Genomic DNA, 23,565 nt, shown 5'->3' on the forward strand with positions numbered 1-23,565 from the left:
ACGGAGCGACTCTCATGGCACTCATGCCCCTGCGGCGCGACGAAGCGACCGCCTTCTTCCTCGACGGCACCGCGCGAGGGGAATTCCTCCTCATCGAAGACCTCCAGACCGGCGAGCTCCTCGACCCCCGTACGGACACGGCTCATGACCGCGCGCGCTTCGGCACCGTCGCCGCCTCCGGGGGCGCACGGGTCGTCTCGTGGTCGGTCCCTCACACGCGACGGCCGGATGGTAGCGTCCACCGCTCCGTGGTGGGGATCGTCGAGCTCGACGAGGGTCCCTGGTGGTGGACGGAACTGCGCGGCTTCGACCCGGACGACGACCTCGAGGGCGCCCGCGTCCGCGTGGGTTTCGAGCCGAGCGGAAGCGGCCCCGACGACGAAGTGCTGCCGTTCTTCGAGAAAAACGCCTAGCAATATCACCCCCGAAAGGACAATGATGTCTGATCTGACCACGCGGGCGACCGCACAGCCCCTCACCGTCGAGGAGGCCATCGACAGGATGCCGCGCGTCGGCCTCAGCCGCGGCGCCTGGCTCGCCTTGATGCTGGCATTCTTCTTCGCCAACTACGACATCGGCGTGTTCGCCGTCTCCATCCCGTCGATGATCAGCGGTATCGGATTGAATCCGGCCGATCTGTCGTGGCCGGTGGCGGCGAACCTCGCCGGCTACGCCGTCGGCGCCTACATCTTCGGGCACATCTCCGACCGCCGCGGTCGTCAGCTCGGGCTCTTCCTCACCATCGCGCTGCTCGGAGTGGGAGGCGCGCTCACTGCCGTGTCCTGGGACGCGGCGTCGCTGTCGTTCTTCCGGTTCCTGACCGGAGGCGGCATGGGGGCGGTCCTCGCGCTGTGCTCGGCCTACATCGGCGAGATGGCGCCCAAGAACCGTCGGGGCAAGTACCTCTCGCTGCTCTACGTGATCGGCGGCATCCTGAATCTGATCGTCGGATTCGCGTCGCTGCCCGTCCTGGCCGCGCTGCCGTCGGAGGGCTGGCGCATCCTCATGGGCTTCGGCGGGCTCGTGCTGCTCATCCTCCCGTTCATCAACCGGAGAGACCTGATGGAGTCGCCGCGCTGGCTGGCCGAGCAGGGACGGATCGACGAGGCGACGGAGGTCGTCCGTTCGATGCAGCGAACGGTCGGTGTGGAAGTCGCGAGGGGGACGCTCGCCGCGCCGGCGCATCACCTTCCCGATGTCGAAGCCGAACGACCGCTGCGTACCCTCCTGCGTCCCCCGCTGCTGTGGCGACTGCTGACCGTGCTCGGCTTCTGGTTCATCTTCTACATCGCGATGTACGGGTTCTCCAGCTACCTCCCGTTGATCCTCGAGGGCGTCGGCGTCTCGACGTCGAACGCTCTCCTGGTCACCGTGCTCACGCGGGGGGCTCCGCTGATCGTCGGGTTCATCGTCGTCGCCCTCATCGAGAAGTGGGAGCGACGCACCATGATCATCATCGGCACGCTCGTGTTCGCCCTCGGAATCGTCCTCATCATCCTCGGATGGGGCGACGCATGGGCCACGGCCGGCTCTCTGCTGGCGACCGCCGGAATCGCGTTCATGGCGACCCCGGCGTACACGTACACCGCGGAGGTGTTCCCGACAGCCGCGCGCGGGACGGCGGCGTCCATCTGCGACGGGCTGGGCCACCTGGGCGGGGCGGTCGCGCCCTTCATCATCCTCCCGATCCTGCTCGGTGCGGGGGCGGTCCCCGCGGGTGCGACGATGATCGCGCTTCTGATCGTCTCCGCTCTCCTGATCCGCATGGGAGTGCGGACGAAGGACAGGTCGCTCGCCGAGATCAGCTCCTGACGCGATCATCCGGAACGAGGTGTCGGGCACTCGGGCCCGGCACCTCGTGAGCGGCCGCGGGCTCTAGTAGTCTCGCCCGCATGGCCACGTCAACGACGCAGACCCCCAGACGCGAGGCCTTCGGCTCGCGGAACGTCTTCATCCTCTCGGCGATCGGATCCGCGGTCGGCCTCGGGAACATCTGGCGCTTCCCGTATGTCGCCTACGAGGGCGGCGGCGGGGCGTTCCTGATCCCGTATCTGTGCGCACTGCTGACCGCCGGCATCCCGCTCCTCTTCTTCGACTATGCGATCGGACACCGGTTCCGCGGTTCCGCGCCGCTGGCCTTCCGTCGCATGCACCGTGCCGCCGAGCCCCTCGGGTGGTGGCAGGTGCTCATCTGCGTCGTGATCGCGGTGTACTACGCGGTGATCATCGCCTGGGCGGCCATGTACACCTGGTTCTCCGCGCAGCTGACGTGGGGCCCCGGCAACGAAGACGCCTTCTTCTCCGGCGAGTTCCTGCAATCGGCCGACGTCGCCGAGGTCGGCGTGTCCACGCAGTTCGTGCCGCAGGTCGGCCTCCCTCTCGTGGCGGTCTGGCTGATCGTGATCGTGATCATGGCGCTCGGCGTCAAGCGCGGCATCGGCACGGCGAACATGATCCTCATGCCCCTGCTCACGGTGATGTTCGCGATCCTCGTGGTGCAGTCGCTGTTCCTGCCGGGGGCGATGGACGGGCTGAACGCGTTCTTCACGCCGAACTGGGAGGCCCTGGCCGACCCGGGAGTCTGGGCGTCCGCCTACGGGCACATCTTCTTCTCGCTGTCGGTCGCGTTCGGGATCATGGTGACCTACTCCTCGTACCTCAAGCGCAAGACCGACCTGACCGGCTCCGGACTCGTGGTGGCATTCGCGAACTCCGGCTTCGAGATCCTCGCCGGCATCGGCGTCTTCACCGCCCTGGGTTTCATGGCCCAGGCTCAGGGAACCGAGGTCGCGGGGGTGGCGACGTCGGGGATCGGCCTGGCGTTCGTCGCCTTCCCGACGATCGTCTCGCAGGCGACGGGCGGCTCGATCATCGGCGTGCTGTTCTTCGGCGCTCTGGTGTTCGCCGGCATCACCTCGCTGATCTCGATCCTCGAGGTGATCGTCGCCGCACTGCAGGACAAGCTCGGGTGGGCGCGCGTTCGCACCACGCTCACGGTGTCGATCCCGCTCGCGCTCGTCTCGCTGGCGCTGTTCTCCACCACCACGGCTTTGACCGTGCTCGACACGGCCGACGCGTTCGTCAACGCCTTCGGCATCATGGCGGTGGCACTGGTGGCCGTGATCGTCGTGGCCTGGCTGCTGCACAAGCTCCCGGTGCTGGTCGAGCACCTCGACCGTCGCTCCAGCTTCCGCGTCGGCACCATCTGGAAGCTCCTCGTCGGCGTCCTGGCGCCTCTCGTGCTCGGGTACCTCTTCATCAGCGAGCTCATCGCGAAGATCTCCGAGCCGTACAGCGGATACCCGGCGTGGTTCCTCGCGATCTTCGGCTGGGGCATGGTGATCGCCCTCGTCGTACTCGCTCTCGTCCTCTCGGCGCTGCCGTGGAGCGGGCGTTCCCACGCGAAGGACGATCCCGAATACGACGAGTTCCTCGACCAGGAGCAGTACGAGCCGGATGCGGAGACGTCGGCGATCCCGGTCGCCCCCGCGACGAAGGGAGCGGAATCATGACCACCACAGCGATCGTCATGATGATCATCGCCATGGTCACGGTGTGGGGCGGACTGATCGCCGCCATCGTGAACCTCGCCAGGCACCCTGAGGCCGCCGAGACGGAGCCCGCACCGCCCGTCGAGCTGTGACCTCGCACTGACGGCGACGGGCCGAGCCGATCGCATCCGACACGAGAAGTCGGGTCGCCCCGGCCGACGCGCGGCGACGATGGTGGGGAAAGGAGGACCCCATGATCGGTACGCTCAACGCCCTGGTCGACCTGGTGGAGGCGGTCGGCGTCGATGAGATCGACGTCGCCGCGTTCGCGCGGGAGCACGGCACCACCGAGTACCACCTGCGCCGGATGTTCTCGGCACTGGCGGGGATGCCGCTGTCCGAGTACGTGCGTCGTCGCCGGATGACGCTCGCCGGCGCCGAACTCGCGGCCGGTGCACCGAGCCTTCTCGATGTGGCCGTGCGCCACGGGTACGGCTCGGTCGAGGCGTTCGGGCGTGCTTTCCGCGCCGTGCACGGGATCGGACCGGCCGATGCGCGCCGAGAAGGGGGTCCTCTCCGTACACAACCCACGCTCCGGTTCCGCCTGAGCGTCGAAGGGAGCACCCCGATGGATGTCACCATCACCCACCAGCCCGCGTTCGCCCTCGTCGGCCATGCCGCGGAGGTACCCCTGATCCACGAGGGGTCAACCCGCACATCCAGGCGCACATCGCCGCGATCCCTCCCGAGGAGCACGCACGCCTCAAGGCGCTCGGCGACGCCGAGCCCTCGGGAATCCTGGCCGTCACGGCCGACATCGAGCCGGACGCGCCGGAGGGGTCCACGCTCACCTATCTGCACGGCGTCGCCCTGAAGGAGTCGACTGCGGTCCCGGGCGACCTCGACGCGCTCCGGCTCGAGGAGGGCGCCTGGGCGGTGTTCGCCGCGCGCGGCCCCTTCCCCGAGACGCTGCAGAATCTCTGGGCCGCCACGGCGACAGAGTGGTTCCCGTCGAACCCGTGGCGGCTGCGTCCCGGCCCCTCGATCGTGCGCTATCTGGAGTTCTCGGGCGACTTCGCCTCCTGCGAGCTCTGGTTGCCGGTCGAGCAGGCGTGAGGTCGGGCACCGGTCAGGGTGGGGCGGCCCGCCCTGACCGGTGTCTGACCCGCGTGCCACACTGGGCGCACGACCCGAGGAGGACCATGGTGGCGACCGATCCGAAGAAGACGCTCGACGCGTACCGGGCGAAGCGCGGCGAGTTCCGCGTGGTCGAGGTGCCGCCGATGCAGTACCTGATGGTCGATGGCGCCGGCGACCCCAACACCGCTCCCGCCTACTCCGACGCGGTGTCCGCGCTGTTCTCCCTCGCCTACACGCTCAAGTTCGCGAGCCGGAAGGAGCTGGGCATCGATACGGTCGTGATGCCCCTCGAGGGGCTCTGGCACGCGCCCGACATGGCGTCCTTCACCACAGCCCGAGACAAGTCGGCCTGGCTGTGGACCATGATGATCATGGTCGGCGACCACATCACCCCGTCGATGTTCGACGACGCCGTCGCCGCTGTGGCGCAGAAGGCGGCGAAGAAGAAGGAGCCGCTGCCCGCTCTGGACTCGGTGCGGCTCGAATCGCTCGACGAGGGCCGGTGCGTGCAGACCCTGCACGTCGGGCCGTTCGACGATGAAGGACCGGTGCTCGACGAGCTGCACCACCGCTTCATCCCCGACAACGGACTGCAGATGCGGGGGCGGCACCACGAGATCTACCTGAGCGACCTCCGCCGCGCCGACCCTGCCAGACTCCGCACCATCCTGAGGCAGCCCGTGGCGCCCGCGGGACTGACCGGATGAAGGTCGAAAATCAAGCCCCTGCGCAGATGCGCGCTGCGCTGGATACGCTTCGTCGATGAGCACGGTGAAGCATGCGGCGCGGGTCGCCAAGAGATCCTCGGCCTTCCGTCGGATCGCCCGCGCCGGGTTCGTCGTCCTCGGACTCATCCACGTCATCATCGGATCGATCGCCATCTCGATCGCGGCCGGTGCGTCCGGTGACGCGGATCAGGACGGTGCGATGGAGCAGATCAGGCAGAATCCCATCGGCGGCCTCCTGCTCCTGCTGGTCGGCGCCGGGCTGCTGGCGCTCGCCGTGTGGCAGATCGCGAGCGCCTTCCTCGCCGCCGACCCCGCCGAGACCAAGAAGTGGGGGAAGCGGATCAAGCTCTTCGGCATCGCACTCGCCTACCTCGTCGTCGCGGGCATGGCGATCATCTACGCGGTGGGCGGTCGTGCCGACTCGGAGGAGGCGTCGAAGACCCTGAGTGCGGTCGTGCTCGCCGCTCCCGGAGGCGTCGCTCTGCTCGTCGTGATCGGGCTCGCGGTGGTGGGCGTCGGAGTGGGGTTCGTGGTCGGCGGGTTCACCCGGGGATTCGAGAAGCTCCTCGATCTGCCGTCCGGAGTCGCGCGCGGCGGCATCGTGACGCTGGGAGTCATCGGGTACTTCGGGAAGGGCATCGCCGTGGCGGTGACGGGGGTGTTGTTCGTGGTGGCCGCCGTGACGCAGGACCCCGAGAAGGGGCGGGGCTGGATGCCGCCCTGCACAGCCTGCTGGACCTGCCGCTCGGCGGGCTCGTGCTGGGAGCGGTCGGCGCGGGTTTCGCGATCTACGGCGTCTTCTGCATCGCGAGGGCCCGCTACGCCCGCATGTGACGGGAGCGCGTCGGGCTCTCACGCGGTCGCGGGCTTCTCGCTCCACGCCAGCAGGAACGCGCCGAGCGCGATCATGAGTACCCTCCGGTCGCGCCCATCGCCGCGATCCGGCGCGGAGAGCGGCCGAACCAGTCGCGGGCGGCGCTCGCGAGCAGCACCCACACCGCGTCGCACGTCACCCCGATGGCGACGACGATGACGCCCAGTGCGAAGAGCTGTGCAGGAACGGAGCCCGCGTGCATGTCGACGAACTGGGGCAGGATCGCGAGGAAGAACGCGATCGACTTCGGGTTCGTGACACCGACCACGAGCCCTTCGGTGAGCAGGCGCCACCCCGACCGTCTCGGCGTCTGCGCGACCATCGCCTTCGCGGCGTCGTTCCGATGGCGGATCGCCTGGATGCCGAGGAAGATCAGATACCCCGCCCCGAGCACCTTGACGATCGTGAACAGCACGAGGGACTGGGCGATGATCGTGCCGACGCCGAGCGCGACCGCCACGACGAGGATGATCGATCCGATCGCCGTGCCGAGGATGCTGAGGAAGCCGCCGAGGCGCCCGAGCGCCATGGCCCTGCCGATCGTGAACAGCACGGTCGGACCAGGGATCACCACCATGACGAACGCCGCGACCACGAAGGCGAGCAGGGTGTCGTGGGCGATCATGGGTCGAGCATAGGGGGAGCCGACCGCCCGGGCCCAGGTCCCCTCCGCAGGTGCGAAACTGGAACGATGAGCACTTCATCCGGTGTCGACGTGATCGCCCCTCTGAGTGAGGACGAGGTGCGGCGCATCCGTGACGACTTCCCCATCCTCCGTACCGAGGTCCAGGGGCACCCGCTCGCGTACCTCGATTCCGGGGCGACGTCGCAGCGCCCGCTCGCCGTCTTGGATGCGGAACGCGCATTCGCGACGACACTGAACGCGGCGGTGCATCGCGGCGCGCACACGCTCGCCGCGGAGGCGACGGAGCTCTTCGAGGATGCTCGCAGCACGGTCGCGCGTTTCGTGGGGGCGGACGACGACGAGATCGTCTGGACCTCGAATGCCACCGAGGCGATCAACCTCGTCGCCTACTCCCTGTCGAACGCGTCGCTCGGGCGTGGGGGCGCGGCTGCCGAGCGTCTCCGGCTCCGCGAGGGCGACGAGATCGTCACGACCGAGATGGAGCACCACGCGAACCTCATTCCGTGGCAGGAGCTCGCCGCACGCACGGGGGCGACGCTCAAGGTGATCCCGCTCGACGACGACGGAGCACTCCGCCTCGACATCGCCGCCGAGCTCATCACAGCGCGCACGAAGCTCGTGGCCTTCACCCATGTCTCCAACGTGCTCGGTGTGATCAACCCCGTCGACGACCTCGTGGCGCTCGCCCGCGAGGTCGGCGCGCTCACCCTGCTCGACGCGTGCCAGTCGGCGCCGCACCTGCCCCTCGATGTCCGCGCGCTCGGCGTCGACCTCGCCGTCCTGTCCGGGCACAAGATGCTCGGTCCGACCGGCATCGGCGCGCTCTACGGGCGCCGTGAGGTGCTGGCAGCGATGCCCCCGTTCCTCACCGGCGGCTCGATGATCACCACGGTCACGACGACGGAGGCCGAGTACCTCCCGCCGCCGCAGCGCTTCGAGGCGGGCACGCAGCGCGTGTCGCAGGCGATCGCGCTCGCCGCCGCCGTCGACTATCTGACGACGGTGGGGATGCCGCGCATCGCCGCGCACGAGGCCGCCTTCGGTCGCCGACTCGTCGACGGGCTCAGCGCGATCGAGGGCGTCCGCGTGCTCGGCGCCGGCATCGATCTGCCGCGTGTCGGCCTGGCGAGCTTCGACGTCGCCGGCATCCATTCGCACGACGTCGGTCAGTACCTCGACGATCTCGGGATCGCGGTGCGCGTGGGGCACCACTGCGCCCAGCCGCTGCATCGACGCCTCGGAGTGACCTCGTCCACCAGGGCGAGCACGTATCTCTACACGACGGATGCCGAGGTGGATGCCGTGATCGAGGGCGTCGCCGGAGCGATCGACTTCTTCCGGAGGGGCGCATGAGCGACCTGCAGAACCTGTACCAGGAGCTGATCCTCGACCATTCGCGCACCCCGCACGGCTACGGCCTGCGTGAGGAGATCGCGGCGCAGTCGCATCAGCTGAACCCCACGTGCGGCGACGAGATCACGCTGCAGGTGCACCGGGGCGATGATGGCGGCGTCGAGGCCATCGCCTGGGAGGGACACGGGTGTGCGATCTCCCAGGCCTCGGCGTCGCTGCTGGCAGAACTCGCCGAGGGGCTCAGCGTCGAACAGCTCGAGGTCCGCATCGCGGCCTTCCGCGAGGCGATGCGGTCGCGCGGGAAGATCGAGCCCGACGAGGAGCTGCTGGGCGACGCGGCCGCGCTCGGCGGAGTGTCGAAGTACGTGGCCCGCGTCAAGTGCGCCATGCTCGCCTGGGTCGCCGCAGAGGATGCGCTGAGCCGCAGCTGAGGGCGACCCGCCAGGGCGCGACACGCGGTGACTCGGGGGAATAGTCGCTGCCCTCGGGCGTTGCCACGAGCATGACAACTCTCGGAATCATCGGTGCAGGACACATCGGCAGCCAGGTCGCCCGGGTGGCGGTGGCGAACGGCTACGACGTCGTGATCGCGAACTCGCGGGGTCCGGAGACGCTCGCCGACCTCGTCGCGGAACTCGGACCGCACGCGAAGGCGGCCACGGCGGAGGAAGCGGCGGCGGCCGCGGATGTGGCGGTGGTCACGGTCCCGCTGCATGCGATCGACAAGCTCCCCGCGGAGCAGCTCGCCGGCAAGATCGTCCTGGACACCAACAACTACTACTTCGAGCGCGACGGGCGCATCGAGGCCCTCGACAAAGGCGAGACCACGACGTCGGAGCTCGTGCAGCGCGCTCTCCCCGACTCGAAGATCGCCAAGGCATTCAACCACATCTTCGCGTCGGAGATCACGACAGACGGGTCGCCGGCCGGCACTCCGAACCGGCGCGCACTCGCCACGGCGGGAGATGATGCCGATGCCGTCGCCTTCGTGACGCGCTTCTACGACGAGGCCGGCTTCGACACCGTCAACGTCGGATCGTTGAGCGAGTCGTGGCGGGTCGAGCGCGATCGTCCGGCATATGTCGTGCGTCAGAACGCCGAGGAGCTGACCGCCAACGTCGAGCGCGCGAACCGTCTTCCCTGATCCGCGGTCGCGGCGAGGGGCCGACGCCGGCTCCTCGTCGCGCCTCGGGTGTGCACACCGGCACCGGTTGGGATACCAAAAGTTGAGGAACGCGGCCCGGAATGCAAGAATGCCCAGATGGCGGGGGCTATGGGGACGAACGGCGAACTCGAATCTGTCCGGGTCACGCGGATCCTGAGAGACGACATCGTCCTCGGGCGCCGCGTACCCGGGTCGCGACTGGTCGAGCGAGACATCGCGGCGGAGTTGAACGTGTCCCGACTCCCGGTGCGCGAAGCGATCCGCACACTCGTGGCCGAGGGCGTCGTCGTGGCTCGACCTCGTACCTGGGCCGTCGTCCGCGAGTTCACCCATCGTGACATCCAGGACTTCGCCGAGGTGCGCGAGGCCATCGAGACGTTGATCTTCGTCTTCGCTGCCGAACGGCACGACGAGGCGGGCCTCGCCCGGATCCAGGACGCCTATGAGCGTGAACTCGCCGCCGCGCGCACCGGCGACTCCGAGGCCGCGAGGATCGCTGCGGCGGAGTTCCACGAGATCGCCGTCGAGATCGCGGGCAACGAGATGCTGGGGAGTTGATCGCCGTCTTCCTCACGCGGTTGCGGTGGCTCTTCGGACAGCACGACGATCTTCTCCTGATGGCCGAGGAGCACCGCATCATCCTCGAAGCCCTGGCCGCCAGAGACGCCGAGGCGTTGCGCCGGATCATCCCGGCGCACCTGGCGAGCGGTCAGTCGGCGGCGGAGCGCCGTCTCGCCGACGGCAGCGACCTGCTGGTCTGACGGCGCGAACGGGCCCGACCCGTCGGTGACCACAACGGGAACCGCTCCGGCTGTATATTGGGGCGATCGGAGTCGGTCCGAACTGTCGCGCTGTCCTGGGGAGCGAGATGCGGAATCTTGCTGTCGCGGTCGGGTGCCTGCTACTTCTGGGCGGAGTCGCGCTCGTCGCGATCGCCGATCAGGAACGCACCGCGGCCGTCGCCGCCGTCAAGGCGGAGATCGTGCGCGTCGAGCACGCGCTCGAAGAGTCACGCGGGGAGAACCTCGAACTCGCGGAGAAGCTCACCGCCCTCCGCTCACAGCTCGCCGAGCAGGACGCCGAGATCTCCGACACGACGGGCTTCCTGCAGTGAGCCGCCGCATCCTGGCCGTGACCGTCGCGGCAGCCGTCATGCTCTCCGCCGGGATGCTCGCCAGGGCCGAGAGCCTCGAGCAGCAGCGGGCGTCGGCGGTGGCGGAGCTCGATCTCCTGACGCTGCAGTACCACGAGGCGGGACAGCGCACCGACTACCTCGAAGGATCGGTCGAGCGCGCCGAGGCCGACGTCGCGGACCGCGCATCCGTGCTCGCCCTCCGGCCGGCCTTCGTCGCCGAGATCACCGCATTGGCCGCGGCCCTCGAACGCGCGAAAGGCATGGTCGACACGGCTGCGCACCGTGCGGCGGCTCTCTCTGCCCAGCAGACCGTGCTGGATGAGAAGGCCGACCCCGCCACGGTGAAGGCAGCCACCGCGACCGTGCACGCGCTGACCGAGAAGGTCGGGTCCGAGGTCGCTTCCGTGCAGGCCGCCCAGAGTTCGGGTCCTGGCGGACCTGCGTGGTCGTCGAGCGGGCCCGGCGGGTATGCGCGGGTGCGGGCGGCGCTCGACCTGGTCGGAGGGGGCGGCGTCGGGCTGTACGAGTCGGCATCCTGCGCGGGAGGAAACGCCCCGGCATGCGCCAACAGCAACGGATACATCAAGTACCGCGCCGACATCGTGAACTGGAGCTCGGGCCGACTCAACTGGGCGATGGCGCACGAGCTCGCGCACATCTATCAGTTCCGCGTCTGGGGCGCCCTCACGTCGTCGGGCGCCTACGGGTCGCTGTTCGGCGCCGATCCGGAGTTCCTCGCGAACTGCATGGCCGTGGTCAGGGGCTTCCCCGGCTCGGTCGGCTGCAACGGAGAACAGCAGGCCTGGGCTTCCGGCATCTGGGTCGGCGCGGTGCGCTGACGGGCGCGGAGCCTCGGGTCAGGCCACCGGTGTGGTCGTGTCGATCGCGGCCCTCAACGGCCGACGCATGACGCGCCAGTAGGCACTCGGTGCGAGGCGGACGAGGGTGTCGATGAGGCGTGCCTCACGGCCCACCATCGTGCGCGCGGCGCGTCGCTCGGTCGCGCGGATGATGAGCGCCGCCGCGTCCGCGGGGTCCGTGTGGTACATCGCGGCCTGCGCCTCGGCTGCGCGCGCGGCGATGGCCGGGTCGAGCGCCGCGGCGTAACGGCCGTGCAGGATGATCCCGGTGCGCACGCCCGCAGGGTAGACCGCGCCGACACTGACCGTGGTGCCCTCGAGCTCGTGCCGCAGGGCCTCGGAGAATCCACGCACGGCGAACTTGCTCATCGCGTAGGGGATGCGGCCTGCGGGGGCGGCGAGTGCGTAGACGCTCGCGAAGTGCGTGATGTGTGCGGCCGGAGCGGCGCGCAGGGCCGGAAGCATCGCCTTGGTGATCGACACCGTGCCCCACAGGTTCACATCGGTGAGCCAGCGCATCTCCTCCATCGTGAGCTGATCGAGGCTGCCCAGCATCGACGATCCGGCGCAGGTGATCAGGGCGTTGATCCTCGGATGCGACGCTGCGACCGCGTCGGCTGCCGCGAACACGGCGTCGTCGTCACGGAGGTCGACGACATGGGTCGTGAGCCGTGTCCCGTCGAGTTCCGCGGCGACGGTGTCGAGCGCGGCTCGGTCATGATCGAGCAGGGCGAGGTGGGTTCCCCGTGCGGCCAGCAGCCGGGCGATGTGGGCCCCCATCCCGTTCGCGGCGCCGGTGATCACGGTGGTGCTGCCGGTGAGGTCCAGACGTTTCATGTGACTCCTGCCGCGTGCCCGATTCGGCGGTGTACCGGGCGGATGTCGGATGTGCGGGGCATGCTGATCCGGAACCATTCTGGCCGACACCGGGCACCAGTGATACCGGTACGCTCGAAGAGAGGAGGTACCGGTGGGACGGACAGCGGATGCCATCGCCGAAGGCGTCGCGATCGCGACCGCTGCCGCGCGCCTCGCCGTGAAGAACCACATCCTCATCGGCACGATCGCCGAAGACGGCGTCTTCGACATGGACAGGTACATCGACGACGCGCGGGAGGCGCTCCGGGCGATGGCCGAGGAGTCCGAGGAGGCCGCAGCGACGGTCACTGCACTGCGCAAGCGCGCGAGGGGTCGGCACTCCGATCCGGTGGGCACGCATGACTATCGCGATCGCGATGTGCGAAACCTCCGCCGACGGGCGAAGCAGTCCACCGGGGTCGCCGTCCGGTTGCGGGAGATGATGGAAGACCGCGATCGGCTCGCCGAGATCGTCGAGGAGGCGCGTGACGCGGCGTGGGCGGACGTGCGGCACAACCTCGACCGTCGGCTGCGCGTGGAAGGCATGCGTCCCGACCAGGACCCCGACTACGGCCGTATGCGCGAGGCCCGCATGCAGGCGCTGCGCCTCGTCGACCTGCAGGCGCTCTCCTCGGAGCAGAGAGCGAAGGCGAAGCGGCGGAAGAAGCAGCAGAAAGCCGCGGCGTCGAGCGACTGAGGCGCCGTTTCGCTTTCGCGTCGGGACTGTTGTAGGCTGTTCCACGGCCCGCTGAGCGGGCTGGGCGCCCGTAGCTCAATGGATAGAGCATCTGACTACGGATCAGAAGGTTAGGGGTTCGAGTCCCTTCGGGCGCACACTGTGTTGAGACAGTACAGGAACCCCCGTCGCATCAGCGGCGGGGGTTTCTGCTTTCTCCGTTCGGCTCAGAGCAGACTCGTGATGGCGGGGTCGCGCTCGGCCACATCCGCCGCCGTCGAGACGATGACGCTGCGCATCGCGGCCACCGCGACGGCCGGAGTGACGTCGGAGCGGTGCGCCAGGCTGATCGTGCGCGACATCGCCGGGTGCGCGAGTCGCGCCGACCTCAGCAGGGGGCGGTCGAAGAGCACCATGGCCGGCACGACGGCGACGCCGACGCCGCGTTCCACGAAGCGGAGCACCGCGTCCATCTCGGCCCCCTCGAGCGCGAGCCTCGGGGTGAGGTCGGCGCTGCGGAACGCGGCATCCATCGTGGCGCGCAGCTCGTAGCTCTCGTCGAAGGCGATCAGCGGAAGCGTCGCGAGGTGGGCGAGGCTGATCGACGGACCGTGGGTGACCGGTGCGGCGGCCGCCGACGAGACGACGACGAGTTCCTCCGAGAGCAGCGGCATGTGCGTCAGGCTCACGCCGACAGGAGTGGGACCGTCGGACTGGGTGACGAGCGCGATGTCGACCGCCCCCACCGCGAGTTCTTCGACGAGTCGACGTGACCCGCTCTCCGTGAGGTGCAGGTCGACGTCCGGGTGGGCGGAGTGGAACGCGCTGATGGCTTCTGCGACGAGGCTCGTGCACAGGGTCGGCGGCGCACCGAGGCGCACGCGACCCCGGCGGAGACCGGCGAGTTCGCCCATCTCGTCGCGGATGGCGTCGGCTTCGGCGAGCATGCGCTGCGCGCGCGGGAGGAGGGTCTCGCCTGCGGCGGTGAGCGCGATGTGGCCGCGCGCGCGGTGGAACAGCTCCGCGCCGAGTTCACGCTCCAGCGTCGAGATCTGGCGGCTCAGCGACGGCTGGGCGAGGTGCAGGTGCTCGGATGCGCGGGTGAAGTGCCCGAGGCGGGCGACTTCGACGAACCCGCGGAGTTGCTCGAGGTTCATGTCCATAGCCTAGCCGCATGGTTTCCAGTCGGACTATGCATTGGAGTTATTAGGATGCCCTAATTAGCGTGGAACGCATGGCTACCCCCGAACGTCAGATATCCACCACCGTCCTCGTCATCGGCACCGGCGGCTCCGGGCTGCGAGCGGCGATCGAGATCGCCGAGCACGGTGTCGACGTGCTCGCGGTCGGCAAACGTCCGCGGCAGGATGCGCACACGTCCCTCGCGGCCGGTGGCATCAATGCGGCGCTCGGCACCATGGACGCCGAGGACAGCTGGCAGCAGCACGCCGCCGACACCATCAAGGAGAGCTACCTGCTCGCCAACCCGCACACGGTCGAGATCGTCACGCAGGGCGCCGAGCGCGGCATCCGCGATCTGGAGCGCTGGGGCATGGACTTCGCGCGGGAAGACGACGGTCGCATCTCGCAGCGGTTCTTCGGTGCGCACACCTTCCGTCGCACCGCCTTCGCGGGTGACTACACCGGCCTCGAGATCCAGCGCACCCTCGTGCGCAAGGCCGAGCAGCTCGAGGTCCCGATCCTCGACCACGTCTACATCACGCGCCTGCTCGTGCGCGACAACGTGGTGTTCGGCGCCTACGGCTTCGACCAGGCCGACGGCACCCGCTACCTCATCCACGCCGATGCCGTGATCCTCGCGGCGGGTGGACACAACCGCATCTGGCGGCGCACCTCGTCGCGCCGCGACGAGAACACCGGCGACTCCTTCCGGCTCGCGGTCGATGCGGGCGCACGTCTGCGCGACCCGGAACTCGTGCAGTTCCACCCGTCGGGGATCATCGAGCCGGAGAGCGCGGCCGGCACGCTGATCTCCGAGGCGGCGCGCGGCGAGGGCGGCATCCTGCGCAATGCTCTCGGTGAGCGCTTCATGGCGAAGTACGACCCGGAACGGATGGAGCTGTCGACCCGCGACCGCGTCGCGCTCGCCGCGTACACCGAGATCCAGGAGGGACGCGGCACCGAGAACGGCGGCGTCTGGCTCGACGTGTCGCACCTGCCGCGCGAGACGATCATGAGCCGTCTGCCCCGCGTGTACCAGACGATGATGGAGTTGCAGATGCTCGACATCACGAGCGACCCGATCGAGATCGCCCCGACCGCGCACTACTCGATGGGTGGGGTCTGGGTGCGTCCAGAGGATCACCGGACCGACGTCGAAGGCCTCTACGCGATCGGCGAGGCCTCGAGCGGACTGCACGGAGCGAACCGGCTCGGCGGCAACTCCCTGATCGAGCTCCTGGTGTACGGCCGCATCGTGGGGCAGGCGGCCATGGAGCACGCGGCAGGGCTGGACGCGCAGCGACGTTCCGCGACGGCCGTGGCTCAAGCTCGGGCCGAGATCGACGATCTGCTCGCGGCGGAGGGGCGTGAGAACGTGCGCGCCCTCCAGCGCGCGATCCGCAACCTCATGACCGAGTACGCGGGTGTGGTGCGCTCGGAGGAGGGACTGCGCGCCGGACTCGCCGACCTCGACATGATCGAGGGGCGCATGGAGGACGTCGGCATCCACCCCGACATCGCCGGGTTCCAGGACCTCGCTCACGCCTTCGACCTCAAGGCCTCGGCGCTCGCGGCGCGGGCCACGCTCGAGGCGGCGCTGGAACGTCGGGAGACCCGCGGATGCCACAACCGCAGCGACTTCCCCGACACCGACCCGACGCTGCAGGTGAACCTGGTGTGGTCGCCGACCGCCGGCGTGACCCGCGAGGAGATCCCGCCGGTCTCGCCCGAGATCGCCGAGCTCATGCGCGAGGTCGACACCGCGGGCAAGCTCGTCGAGTGATCTGCCGAGGGGTCGAGACACGCCGCTCGCCCACGGCACGCTCGGGCGTGTCTTGACCCCTCAGGCAGGTGGTGGGGCGGGTGGGAGTGATCTCAGTCGGCCTGAGGCTCCTCCGTGTCGATCACGCCGATGCCGACGGCCTCATGGTCGGGCTCCGGTTCGTCGCGCTTCGGGGCCTTGGGTTCTTCGCCGGGGGCCTTCTCGGTGCTCGGCTCTTCGAGGTCTGCGGTGTCGGGCACCTCGCTCGGGTCCGCGTCCTCGGGGAGTCGGCCTCGGCGGGCGTCGTGACCTCACCCTCGCTCGTGTCCGAAGCGGGGCTCGGCGTCGGCGTCTGCGCCTCGGCGGAGTCCTCGCCGGCGTGCTGGTCGGCGTGCTCCTGGGTGGACTCAGGTTCTGGTGTCGTGTCGGTCATGATGGCCCCTTTCTGATGTCGTCGGTTCAGGATGCCGCGGCGGCGAGCCATGGTGAAGGGGCTTGACGCGCTCGTCGTCGGCACACCGGGGCGAGGGCCGACCGCGGCGGACCGAAGCGACGGATCCGGCGTAGCCTTGAGGGGTGACTGCGTATGTCTCGGCCTTCGACCTCTTCTCCATCGGAGTGGGGCCGTCGAGCTCCCATACGGTCGGACCCATGCGGGCGGCCCTCGACTTCGCGCGACGACTTACTGCGACGGGCGTCCTCGACCGGGTGGCCCGGGTCGGCGGCACGCTGTACGGTTCGCTGGGAGCGACGGGCATCGGGCATGGGACGCCGGACGCCGTGGTCGCCGGACTCCGTGGACTCGCGCCCGAGACGTGCGATCCGGAAGATGTGCGCGCAGCGTGGACCGAGCTTCCCGCCCAGGCCGTGATCCGGGTCGACGGCACCCACGACGTGCCCTTCGTGAAGGACGACATCGTCTTCGCGCCGCGGACGCGCCTGCCGGGGCATCCGAACGCGATGACCCTCACGGCGTGGGCCGCCGACGGCACGGCCGTGGCGGAGGAGACCTACTACTCCGTGGGCGGCGGGTTCATCCGCCGCGACGGGGAGGAGGCGAAGCTCGCGAGCGCCGGCTTCCCATACGCCTACGCGGATGCCGCATCGCTGCTCGCCCTGTGCGACGAGAACGGCCTGTCGATCGCGGAGGTCGCGCGACTCAACGAGACGTCGGTGCGCAGCGAAGAGGAGGTCGCGGCGGGTCTGGATGCGATCTGGGACGCGATGTCCGGATGCGTCGACGCCGGTCTGCACGCCGAGGGCACTCTTCCCGGCATCCTCAAGGTGAAGCGACGGGCGGGCGTGATCCGCGGCCAGCTCGAGGCGGTCGAGGCCGAGGGACATCGCGAGCTTCCCGGCGAGTGGCTCGGCGCGTTCGCCCTGGCGGTCAACGAGGAGAACGCCGCGGGCGGACGAGTCGTCACCGCGCCGACGAACGGCGCGGCCGGCATCCTGCCCGCCGTCGCCATGTACTGGTGGCGCTTCCTCGCCGACTCCGGTCTCGGAGCGGGCAACGCCGTGACGCCCTACGGCGAGCTCGTCGGCAGCGCGCTTCTCGGCTTCGAGCCGGAGGTCCGCGCGCTCGACGCCGCGAGCGATCTCGACGATGAGCAGACCGCCGAGGCGAATCGCCGCCGCGGCATCCGGCGCTTCCTCCTGACGGCCACCGCGCTCGGCTCGCTGTTCAAGGCCAACGCGTCGATCTCCGGCGCCGAGGGCGGCTGCCAGGCCGAGGTCGGCTCGGCCTGCGCCATGGCGGCGGGCGGCCTCACCGCCGTGATGGGTGGCACGAACCGGCAGATCGAGAACGCCGCCGAGATCGCGATGGAGCACCACCTCGGGCTCACCTGCGATCCGATCGGCGGACTCGTGCAGATCCCCTGCATCGAGCGCAACGCGATCGCCGCCTCGACCGCGGTCACGGCGGCTCGTCTCGCACTCCGGGGGACGGGAGCCACTACGTCTCGCTGGACGCCGTCGTCGAGACCATGCGCCAGACCGGGGCGGACATGTCGACGAAGTACAAGGAGACCAGCGAGGGCGGTCTCGCGGTCAACGTCATCGAGTGCTGATGCTCCGCGTCGGTGGATGCCGATAGCCTCCACGAGACAGCACGCGCGGAGGGAGCATCATGGACGCGTTCTGGGAGCCGAGCTCTCGTCGCCGGAGACAGCAGCCGGTCGTCGCGGTCCGCCCGAACGACGATGCGCCGGCGCCCGGCGGGCAGTGGCCGACCAGCATCCCCGCCGTCGCCCAGGTGTTGCGGGAGGGTATCGACCTCGACCCCGGCATCACCTTCCTCGTGGGCGAGAACGGCAGCGGCAAGTCGACCCTGGTCGAGGGCATCGCGATCGCGTACGGCCTCTCGCCGGAGGGCGGGTCCCGGCAGGCGCGACACACCACACGGGCGACCGAATCGCCGTTGTCCGACTGGCTGCACCTGCAGCGGGGTGTGGGAGCCCACCGCTGGGGGTTCTTCCTCCGTGCGGAGACCATGCACTCCTTCTACACGTACCTCGAGGAGAATCCGTCGACCGGCGGGGCCGATGTGCCGTTCCACGAGATGAGTCACGGCGAATCGTTCCTCGCCCTGCTGGAGAGCCGCTTCGACGAGCCGGGCTTCTACTGCCTCGATGAGCCAGAGGCCGCGCTCTCGTTCAACTCGACGCTCGCGCTCATCGCCGTGCTCCGCCGCATCGCCGACGACGGGGGTCAGGTGCTGTGCGCGACCCACTCGCCGGTGCTCGCCGCTCTTCCCGGTGCGAAGATCCTCGAGGTGGGCGAGTGGGGCGTGCGTGAGGCGGAATGGGGCGACCTCGAGATCGTGAACCACTGGCGCTCGTTCCTCGACCACCCCACCCGGTACCTCCGTCATCTGCTCGACTGAGTCGCGCGCACCGGGGATGGCCGCCACGGGCGAAGTCGTAGGCTGGCGGGCATGACCGAGCAGAAGACGCCGCGTCGCCGTGGGCGCCCGAAGGGCGGCTCCGATTCGCGCGAGCGCATCATCGCCGCGGCGGTCGACGAGTTCGGCGAGCAGGGGTACGACGGCTCGACGATCCGCTCGATCGCCGCCCGCGCCGGGGTGGACTCCGCTCTCGTGCACCATTACTTCGGCACCAAGGCCGATCTGTTCGCCGAGGCCGTCGGCATTCCCCTGCGCCCGGACATCGACGTGCCGGCGATCGTCGCCGGGCCGCGTGACGAGGTCGGCGAACGTCTGGTGCGCTACGTGCTCGAGGCGTTCGAGCAGCCGGAGGTGCGCAGACGCGGCGTCATGCTCCTGCGCACCGCGCTCGGAAGCAGACTCACGACGCCGTTGCTCGCCGGGTTCCTGACGCGTGAGCTGATCGGACGCATCGCCCGGAGCCTCGGCACCGAGGACGCCGACCTGCGTGCGTCGCTCGTGGCCTCGCAGATCGCCGGCATGTTGATCGCACGGTATCTCCTGCGGCTCCCGGCGCTCGCCGCTGCATCGGTGGACGAACTCGTCGGGCGCGTGGGGCCTACCGTGCAGCGCTACCTCTTCGACTGACGAAGGGGCGCGCGAAGTCCGTTGACGCGATGGAGCGGCGGGCGCATAATTCATCACATGATGAATAACTCGGCTGTCGAGATCACGGACCTCCGCGTCCGGCGTGGAGTCGTGCACGTCTTCGAGGGGATCGACCTCACGATCCCGCGCGGGCAGATCACGGGTCTGCTCGGACCGTCCGGGTGCGGCAAGACCACGCTCATGCGCTCCATCGTCGGTGTGCAGAGGATCGCGGGAGGCCAGGTCACGGTCTTCGGTGAGCCGGGCGGGTCGCGGCAGCTCCGCCATCGGGTCGCGTACGGCACACAGGGCACCGCGGTGTACGGCGACCTCAGCGTGCGCCAGAATCTCACCTACTTCGCGTCGCTGTTGAAGGTGCCGAAGGGCGATGTCGACAGGGTCATCGACGAGGTCGGGCTGCGTGCGCAAGCGGGGCAGCTCGTCGACTCGCTGAGCGGCGGTCAGGCGACGCGGGTCTCGCTCGCCGCGGCATTGATCGGCTCCCCGGAACTCGTCGTGCTGGACGAGCCCACCGTCGGTCTCGACCCCGTGCTGCGAGCCGAGCTGTGGGCGCTCTTCCGCGGGCTCGCCGATCGGGGGTCACGCTCATCGTGTCGAGCCACGTCATGGACGAGGCGGTGCGCTGCGACCGGCTGCTGCTCATGCGAGAAGGCCGCATCATCGCCGACACCACGCCGACGTCGCTGCTGGCGGACACCGGCACGACCGATGCGGAGGCGGCCTTCCTGACGTTGATCGAGCGCGATCGCTCCGGCGATGCGGGCACGAGGCGGTCGCGCCGAGAAGCACGCGAGCACCGTGAGGAGGTCGGCGAATGAACGGCCGCCGGATGTTCGCCACTGCTGGTCGGGTCCTCACGCAGTTGCGGCACGACCCGCGGTCGATCGCCTTGATGCTCGTCGCACCGAGCCTTCTCGTCGGGCTCTTCGCGTGGTTGTTCAGCGATCAGGACGGCGTCTTCGACCAGTTCGGCGGTGCCATCCTCGCCCTGTTCCCGTTCATCGTGATGTTCCTCATCACGTCGATCACCACCTTGCGCGAGCGGCGGTCGGGCACGCTCGAACGGCTGATGACCACGCCACTCGACAAGGCCGACTTCATCCTCGGCTATGCGCTCGCGTTCGGGCTGATGGCCGTGCTGCAGGCGGTGATCACGGTGTGGTTCGCTGTGGCGGTGTGCGGACTCGACGTCGACGGCCCCCTGTGGCAGCTCGGACTCGTCGCGGTGGTCGACGCGCTCCTCGGCACGGCGCTCGGACTGCTCGCGAGCGCGTTCGCACAGACCGAGTTCCAGGCGGTGCAGTTCATGCCGCTGCTGGTGTTCCCGCAGATCATCCTCGGCGGGCTGTTCATGCCGCGCGACCAGATGCCCGACGTGCTCTCCGCGATCTCCGACTGGCTGCCGCTGAGCTACGCGATCGACACGATCAATGCGGTCGCCGCGGGCGACGAGGGGTGGGATGTGTTCGGGCCGCTGCTCGTGGTGCTCGCGTTCGCCGTCGGCGCGCTGATCCTGGCCTCGCTCACTCTGCGTCGACGCACCCGCTGAGTCCGCGACCCCCGCCGCCGATCACCGCGCGGCGCGGTTCTTGGTGTGCTTCGTCGGAACGGCTGCCCACGGATCCTCCGGCCACGGGTGCTTCGGGTAGCGTCCGCGCATCTCCGCGCGCACCTGCGCATACGGACCGGACCAGAACGAGGCGAGGTCGTCGGTGACCGCGAGCGGTCGCCCCGCGGGGAGAGCAGGTGGAACAGCACCGGCACGCGCCCGTCGACGAGTCGGGGAGTCTCCGCCCACCCGAAGCACTCCTGCAGCTTCACGGCGACGACGGGGCGCGCCTGCGGGTCCTCGGGCTCCGGATAGCTGAGGCGGATGCGGGATCCGCTGGGCACCTCGAGGCGTTCGGGCGCGAGCTCGTCGAGCCGCACGGCTTCGGGCCAAGGCAGCAGGCGGCGAAGCGCGGACACAAGGTCCAGACGTCCCGCCGGCGTGCCGGCTGCCAGCGCGTCGATCTCGGGTGCAAGCCAGGCGTCGAGTGCCTCGACCAGCCCCGCATCCGACACATCGGGCCAGGGCGCTCCCCGCTCGCGTCGCAGCAGTGCGAGCCTGCGGCGCAGCTGGTCTGCGGCGTCGGACCAGGTGAACACCCCGAGACCGTCGCGGCGGAGTGCGCGGCGCACGGCGTCGCGAGCCTCTTGGGTCGATGCCCGCACCGGCGCCGAACTGCGCACGATCGCACCGACCCTCTGCTCCCGCCGAGCCCGGACGCGTCCGCCGATGAACTCCGCCTCCACCCGGTCGGAGATCAGGTGGTTCGCGGCCCGCTCCAGCTGGGCATCGGTGAGCGACGCGGCGGACCGGATGATCGCCCCTGATCCGGCCGCGGCCCGCGAGGCGGCGCGTGCCACATCGGCGACCGCGAGCCATTCGACCGCTGCGAGCGGGCCGCTGACCCCCGCCCTGGTGCCCGATGCCAGCAGGAACGTCGCTCCATCGGCGGTGCGCTCGACCCGGTGGGCGACCCTCTCGGGGAAGGCCAGTGCGATCACGAGGCCCACGCCGTCGAGACCCGCGTCGACCCCTGGCGTGAGAGCGACCATGCGCTCGAGGCGATCGGCATCGTCGTGCCATCGGCGGGCATCCGGAGTCCTGCCCCCTCGCAACGCGATGAGCGCCTGCGCGACGTCGGCATCGGAGACGCGCAGGTCCCCACCGAGGACGGCGACGGTCTCGGCCGCGAGTCGACGCCCGACCGCCGGGCTGCCGTCACGGAGGAGGGCACGGGCGAGTCGCGGATCGGTCGGGATGCGGGCCAGCGCGCGGCCCTCCACCGTGGCGCGACCATCGTCGTCGATCGCGCCCAGACCGCGGAGAACCCGCAGGGCGTCGGCGAGGCTCTCGGCAGGCAGCGGGTCGATCAAGCGCAGGCCGGTCCCGCCAGGGGCACCCCAGCATGCGAGCAACAGGGCGGCGTCAGTGAGGTCGGACACCGCGATCTCGGGTGTCGGACGCGCAGGGGCGGCCGCGTAGGAGCGCTCGTCGACGCAGCGGATGACGACGCCGGGGCCCTGTCGTGTGGCGCGCCCCGCCCGCTGCACGCACGACGATCGGGCGGCCGCCGTGGTGACCAGACCGGTCATGCCGCGGGTGGCATCGCGCTGCGGATGCCGCGACAGACAGCTGTCCACGACCAGGCGGACACCCGGCACCGTGAGCGAGGACTCCGCGAGAGAGGTCGTGACGATGACGCGGGGAAGATCCTCCGGCGCGCGGCCCCGGATCACGGCGTCCTGCGCGGCGGGTGGGATCTGGCCGTGCAGCTCCCGCACATCGAACGCGTCGCTCGCGGCACGGACGCGGCGGGCGATCTCCGACACCTCGCGGGCGCCGGGTGCGAACACCAGCACGTCGGCATCCGGTGCCTCGCCGATCAGCTCCAGGGTCGCTGATGCCGTGACATCCGCGATGTGGTCGAGGAATCCTCGGGTGACTCCACGCTGGTCGAGGCGGGGTACGGGGCTCGGGGCCCAGCGCTCGGCGAGGGGGAAGGCGGCGACGGCGTGCTCGACGATCGGGGCGGGAGCCTCGTCGGTGCCGATGACCGCAGCCACGCGTGCGGCGTCGAGCGTGGCGGACATGGCGACGACGAGCAGGTCGTCCCGCAGCTCGCGCACCTCGGAGAGCAGGCCGATGAGGAGGTCGGTCTCGAGCGCGCGCTCGTGCACCTCGTCGATGACCACCGCGTCGACGCCATCGAGTCCAGGGTCGTCGAGCATGCGTCGCAGGAGGACTCCGGCCGTGACGAACTCGACCCGCGTCGCCGCCCCGGCGGAGCGCTCGCCGCGCACCGTGAACCCGACGCGGGAGCCGACGGCGGAGCCGTCGAGGTGCGCGAGACGACGGGCGGCCGCGCGGGCGGCTACGCGCCGAGGCTGGGTGACGATCACGCGGCCGGTACCTCGTGCGGCGATGAGCGGCGGCACGAGGGTGGTCTTCCCGTGCCGGGCGGCGCCGTCACGACCGCCGATCCGCGCGCGTCCAGCGCCGCCGAGAGCTCGTCCAGGGCGCCGGCGAACGAGAGCCCCGCGCCGATGGCGGCGAGGTCGAAGGCGGCGCGCGTCATGTGTCCAGTCTGCCT

At 69.9% G+C, this 23,565-nt stretch carries 23 protein-coding genes, 1 tRNA gene and 4 pseudogenes; 23 read left to right on the plus strand and 5 right to left on the minus strand.

Annotated features, from left to right (window positions below; translation table 11 throughout):
* Positions 1-14 precede the first annotated feature (14 nt).
* The 8 genes and pseudogenes from K1X59_RS04310 to K1X59_RS20790 all read left to right on the plus strand — a co-directional run bounded on the left by K1X59_RS04310 (position 15) and on the right by K1X59_RS20790 (position 6,193).
* A complete protein-coding gene (locus tag K1X59_RS04310; protein WP_183151929.1) occupies positions 15-413 on the plus strand; it encodes a Zn-ribbon domain-containing OB-fold protein in 399 nt (132 codons plus the stop codon).
* A 25-nt stretch (positions 414-438) separates the two neighbouring features.
* On the plus strand, positions 439-1,812 hold the full coding sequence (locus K1X59_RS04315) for an MFS transporter (RefSeq protein WP_220173969.1): 1,374 nt from the start codon (positions 439-441) through the stop codon (positions 1,810-1,812).
* Between the two features lie 80 nt (positions 1,813-1,892).
* Positions 1,893-3,512, plus strand: coding sequence for a sodium-dependent transporter (locus K1X59_RS04320; protein ID WP_183151931.1), 1,620 nt, complete (start codon positions 1,893-1,895; stop codon positions 3,510-3,512).
* Positions 3,509-3,643 carry a methionine/alanine import family NSS transporter small subunit gene (locus tag K1X59_RS04325; protein ID WP_183151932.1) on the plus strand — a complete coding sequence of 45 codons (135 nt, stop codon included), beginning with the start codon at positions 3,509-3,511 and terminating at the stop codon, positions 3,641-3,643. Before K1X59_RS04320 ends, K1X59_RS04325 begins: the two co-directional genes overlap by 4 nt.
* A 101-nt stretch (positions 3,644-3,744) precedes the next feature.
* Positions 3,745-4,607: pseudogene (locus K1X59_RS04330) on the plus strand (GyrI-like domain-containing protein).
* Between the two features lie 86 nt (positions 4,608-4,693).
* Positions 4,694-5,338, plus strand: a complete 645-nt coding sequence (locus K1X59_RS04335; protein WP_183151934.1) for a GyrI-like domain-containing protein — start codon at positions 4,694-4,696, stop codon at positions 5,336-5,338.
* Positions 5,339-5,393: 55 nt separating this feature from the next.
* Positions 5,394-5,741, plus strand: a pseudogene (locus K1X59_RS20785) (DUF1206 domain-containing protein); the annotation flags it as partial.
* Positions 5,687-6,193: a DUF1206 domain-containing protein gene (locus K1X59_RS20790; RefSeq protein WP_258567072.1), complete on the plus strand. Its 507-nt coding sequence runs from the start codon at positions 5,687-5,689 to the stop codon at positions 6,191-6,193. The pseudogene K1X59_RS20785 and the gene K1X59_RS20790, both read left to right, overlap by 55 nt.
* Before the next feature lie 71 nt (positions 6,194-6,264).
* Here the strand turns inward: K1X59_RS20790 and K1X59_RS04345 are convergent, their stop codons facing one another.
* Positions 6,265-6,858, minus strand: coding sequence for a LysE family translocator (locus K1X59_RS04345; protein WP_309491624.1), 594 nt, complete (start codon positions 6,856-6,858; stop codon positions 6,265-6,267).
* Positions 6,859-6,924: 66 nt separating this feature from the next.
* Between K1X59_RS04345 and K1X59_RS04350 the strand changes: the two genes are divergently transcribed.
* The 7 genes from K1X59_RS04350 (at position 6,925) to K1X59_RS04375 (ending at position 11,371) form a co-directional block, all read left to right on the plus strand.
* Positions 6,925-8,232 (plus strand): aminotransferase class V-fold PLP-dependent enzyme, encoded by a 1,308-nt coding sequence (locus tag K1X59_RS04350; protein WP_183151937.1) that lies wholly within the window; start codon positions 6,925-6,927, stop codon positions 8,230-8,232.
* Positions 8,229-8,663, plus strand: coding sequence for a Fe-S cluster assembly sulfur transfer protein SufU (sufU, locus tag K1X59_RS04355; protein WP_183151938.1), 435 nt, complete (start codon positions 8,229-8,231; stop codon positions 8,661-8,663). Before K1X59_RS04350 ends, sufU begins: the two co-directional genes overlap by 4 nt.
* Positions 8,664-8,734: 71 nt before the next feature.
* Positions 8,735-9,376: an NADPH-dependent F420 reductase gene (locus tag K1X59_RS04360; protein WP_220173970.1), complete on the plus strand. Its 642-nt coding sequence runs from the start codon at positions 8,735-8,737 to the stop codon at positions 9,374-9,376.
* Positions 9,377-9,493: 117 nt separating this feature from the next.
* Positions 9,494-9,955 (plus strand): GntR family transcriptional regulator, encoded by a 462-nt coding sequence (locus K1X59_RS04365; protein WP_258567073.1) that lies wholly within the window; start codon positions 9,494-9,496, stop codon positions 9,953-9,955.
* A complete protein-coding gene (locus tag K1X59_RS20795) occupies positions 9,952-10,158 on the plus strand; it encodes an FCD domain-containing protein (RefSeq protein WP_258567074.1) in 207 nt (68 codons plus the stop codon). The genes K1X59_RS04365 and K1X59_RS20795 overlap by 4 nt, the downstream gene beginning before the upstream one ends.
* 107 nt (positions 10,159-10,265) lie before the next feature.
* On the plus strand, positions 10,266-10,511 hold the full coding sequence (locus K1X59_RS04370) for a hypothetical protein (RefSeq protein ID WP_183151939.1): 246 nt from the start codon (positions 10,266-10,268) through the stop codon (positions 10,509-10,511).
* Positions 10,508-11,371 carry a hypothetical protein gene (locus K1X59_RS04375; protein WP_220173971.1) on the plus strand — a complete coding sequence of 288 codons (864 nt, stop codon included), beginning with the start codon at positions 10,508-10,510 and terminating at the stop codon, positions 11,369-11,371. Before K1X59_RS04370 ends, K1X59_RS04375 begins: the two co-directional genes overlap by 4 nt.
* Before the next feature lie 18 nt (positions 11,372-11,389).
* Here the strand turns inward: K1X59_RS04375 and K1X59_RS04380 are convergent, their stop codons facing one another.
* The gene (locus tag K1X59_RS04380) at positions 11,390-12,229 is read right to left on the minus strand and encodes an SDR family oxidoreductase (protein ID WP_220173972.1); all 840 of its coding nucleotides are present in this window, start codon (positions 12,227-12,229) and stop codon (positions 11,390-11,392) included.
* Positions 12,230-12,362: 133 nt separating this feature from the next.
* Here K1X59_RS04380 and K1X59_RS04385 point away from each other — a divergent pair, with 133 nt between their 5' ends.
* Together K1X59_RS04385 and K1X59_RS04390 are read left to right on the plus strand one after the other, a co-directional pair.
* Entirely contained in the window at positions 12,363-12,947 is a 585-nt protein-coding gene (locus K1X59_RS04385) for an asparagine synthase (protein WP_183151940.1), read from the plus strand.
* A 64-nt stretch (positions 12,948-13,011) separates the two neighbouring features.
* Positions 13,012-13,084 (plus strand) — tRNA-Arg (locus K1X59_RS04390).
* 69 nt (positions 13,085-13,153) lie between these two features.
* Here the strand turns inward: K1X59_RS04390 and K1X59_RS04395 are convergent.
* The gene (locus K1X59_RS04395; protein WP_220173973.1) at positions 13,154-14,083 is read right to left on the minus strand and encodes a LysR family transcriptional regulator; all 930 of its coding nucleotides are present in this window, start codon (positions 14,081-14,083) and stop codon (positions 13,154-13,156) included.
* 77 nt (positions 14,084-14,160) lie between these two features.
* On the opposite strand from K1X59_RS04395, the gene K1X59_RS04400 reads away from it, so the two are divergent.
* Positions 14,161-15,891: an L-aspartate oxidase gene (locus K1X59_RS04400; protein WP_183151941.1), complete on the plus strand. Its 1,731-nt coding sequence runs from the start codon at positions 14,161-14,163 to the stop codon at positions 15,889-15,891.
* 92 nt (positions 15,892-15,983) lie between these two features.
* On the opposite strand, the gene K1X59_RS20800 is transcribed toward K1X59_RS04400, so the two are convergent.
* On the minus strand, positions 15,984-16,130 hold the full coding sequence (locus K1X59_RS20800) for a hypothetical protein (protein ID WP_258567075.1): 147 nt from the start codon (positions 16,128-16,130) through the stop codon (positions 15,984-15,986).
* A 316-nt stretch (positions 16,131-16,446) separates the two neighbouring features.
* On the opposite strand from K1X59_RS20800, the pseudogene K1X59_RS04410 reads away from it, so the two are divergent.
* The 5 genes and pseudogenes from K1X59_RS04410 (at position 16,447) to K1X59_RS04430 (ending at position 20,975) form a co-directional block, all read left to right on the plus strand.
* Positions 16,447-17,942: pseudogene (locus K1X59_RS04410) on the plus strand (L-serine ammonia-lyase, iron-sulfur-dependent, subunit alpha).
* A 59-nt stretch (positions 17,943-18,001) separates the two neighbouring features.
* On the plus strand, positions 18,002-18,757 hold the full coding sequence (locus tag K1X59_RS04415) for an AAA family ATPase (RefSeq protein ID WP_183151942.1): 756 nt from the start codon (positions 18,002-18,004) through the stop codon (positions 18,755-18,757).
* A gap of 51 nt (positions 18,758-18,808) precedes the next feature.
* The gene (locus tag K1X59_RS04420; protein ID WP_183151943.1) at positions 18,809-19,405 is read left to right on the plus strand and encodes a TetR family transcriptional regulator; all 597 of its coding nucleotides are present in this window, start codon (positions 18,809-18,811) and stop codon (positions 19,403-19,405) included.
* A gap of 57 nt (positions 19,406-19,462) precedes the next feature.
* Positions 19,463-20,155 carry an ABC transporter ATP-binding protein gene (locus tag K1X59_RS04425; RefSeq protein WP_309491625.1) on the plus strand — a complete coding sequence of 231 codons (693 nt, stop codon included), beginning with the start codon at positions 19,463-19,465 and terminating at the stop codon, positions 20,153-20,155.
* 85 nt (positions 20,156-20,240) lie between these two features.
* Positions 20,241-20,975: an ABC transporter permease gene (locus tag K1X59_RS04430; RefSeq protein WP_183151944.1), complete on the plus strand. Its 735-nt coding sequence runs from the start codon at positions 20,241-20,243 to the stop codon at positions 20,973-20,975.
* A 21-nt stretch (positions 20,976-20,996) separates the two neighbouring features.
* On the opposite strand, the pseudogene hrpB reads toward K1X59_RS04430, so the two are convergent.
* Positions 20,997-23,550: pseudogene (gene hrpB, locus K1X59_RS04435) on the minus strand (ATP-dependent helicase HrpB).
* Positions 23,551-23,565 lie beyond the last annotated feature (15 nt).

It is taken from the genome of Microbacterium sp. Se5.02b (assembly GCF_019464375.1).
Classification (GTDB): domain Bacteria; phylum Actinomycetota; class Actinomycetes; order Actinomycetales; family Microbacteriaceae; genus Microbacterium.

Coding starts and splice junctions, on each gene's coding strand:
- K1X59_RS04310 (WP_183151929.1), top strand. CDS start 15: ATGGCACTCATGCCCCTGCGGCGCGACGAAGCGACCGCCTTCTTCCTC.
- K1X59_RS04315 (WP_220173969.1), top strand. CDS start 439: ATGTCTGATCTGACCACGCGGGCGACCGCACAGCCCCTCACCGTCGAG.
- K1X59_RS04320 (WP_183151931.1), top strand. CDS start 1,893: ATGGCCACGTCAACGACGCAGACCCCCAGACGCGAGGCCTTCGGCTCG.
- K1X59_RS04325 (WP_183151932.1), top strand. CDS start 3,509: ATGACCACCACAGCGATCGTCATGATGATCATCGCCATGGTCACGGTG.
- K1X59_RS04335 (WP_183151934.1), top strand. CDS start 4,694: ATGGTGGCGACCGATCCGAAGAAGACGCTCGACGCGTACCGGGCGAAG.
- K1X59_RS04345 (WP_309491624.1), bottom strand. CDS start 6,858: ATGATCGCCCACGACACCCTGCTCGCCTTCGTGGTCGCGGCGTTCGTC.
- K1X59_RS04350 (WP_183151937.1), top strand. CDS start 6,925: ATGAGCACTTCATCCGGTGTCGACGTGATCGCCCCTCTGAGTGAGGAC.
- sufU (WP_183151938.1), top strand. CDS start 8,229: ATGAGCGACCTGCAGAACCTGTACCAGGAGCTGATCCTCGACCATTCG.
- K1X59_RS04360 (WP_220173970.1), top strand. CDS start 8,735: ATGACAACTCTCGGAATCATCGGTGCAGGACACATCGGCAGCCAGGTC.
- K1X59_RS04365 (WP_258567073.1), top strand. CDS start 9,494: ATGGCGGGGGCTATGGGGACGAACGGCGAACTCGAATCTGTCCGGGTC.
- K1X59_RS04370 (WP_183151939.1), top strand. CDS start 10,266: ATGCGGAATCTTGCTGTCGCGGTCGGGTGCCTGCTACTTCTGGGCGGA.
- K1X59_RS04380 (WP_220173972.1), bottom strand. CDS start 12,229: ATGAAACGTCTGGACCTCACCGGCAGCACCACCGTGATCACCGGCGCC.
- K1X59_RS04395 (WP_220173973.1), bottom strand. CDS start 14,083: ATGAACCTCGAGCAACTCCGCGGGTTCGTCGAAGTCGCCCGCCTCGGG.
- K1X59_RS04400 (WP_183151941.1), top strand. CDS start 14,161: ATGGCTACCCCCGAACGTCAGATATCCACCACCGTCCTCGTCATCGGC.
- K1X59_RS04415 (WP_183151942.1), top strand. CDS start 18,002: ATGGACGCGTTCTGGGAGCCGAGCTCTCGTCGCCGGAGACAGCAGCCG.
- K1X59_RS04420 (WP_183151943.1), top strand. CDS start 18,809: ATGACCGAGCAGAAGACGCCGCGTCGCCGTGGGCGCCCGAAGGGCGGC.
- K1X59_RS04425 (WP_309491625.1), top strand. CDS start 19,463: ATGATGAATAACTCGGCTGTCGAGATCACGGACCTCCGCGTCCGGCGT.
- K1X59_RS04430 (WP_183151944.1), top strand. CDS start 20,241: ATGAACGGCCGCCGGATGTTCGCCACTGCTGGTCGGGTCCTCACGCAG.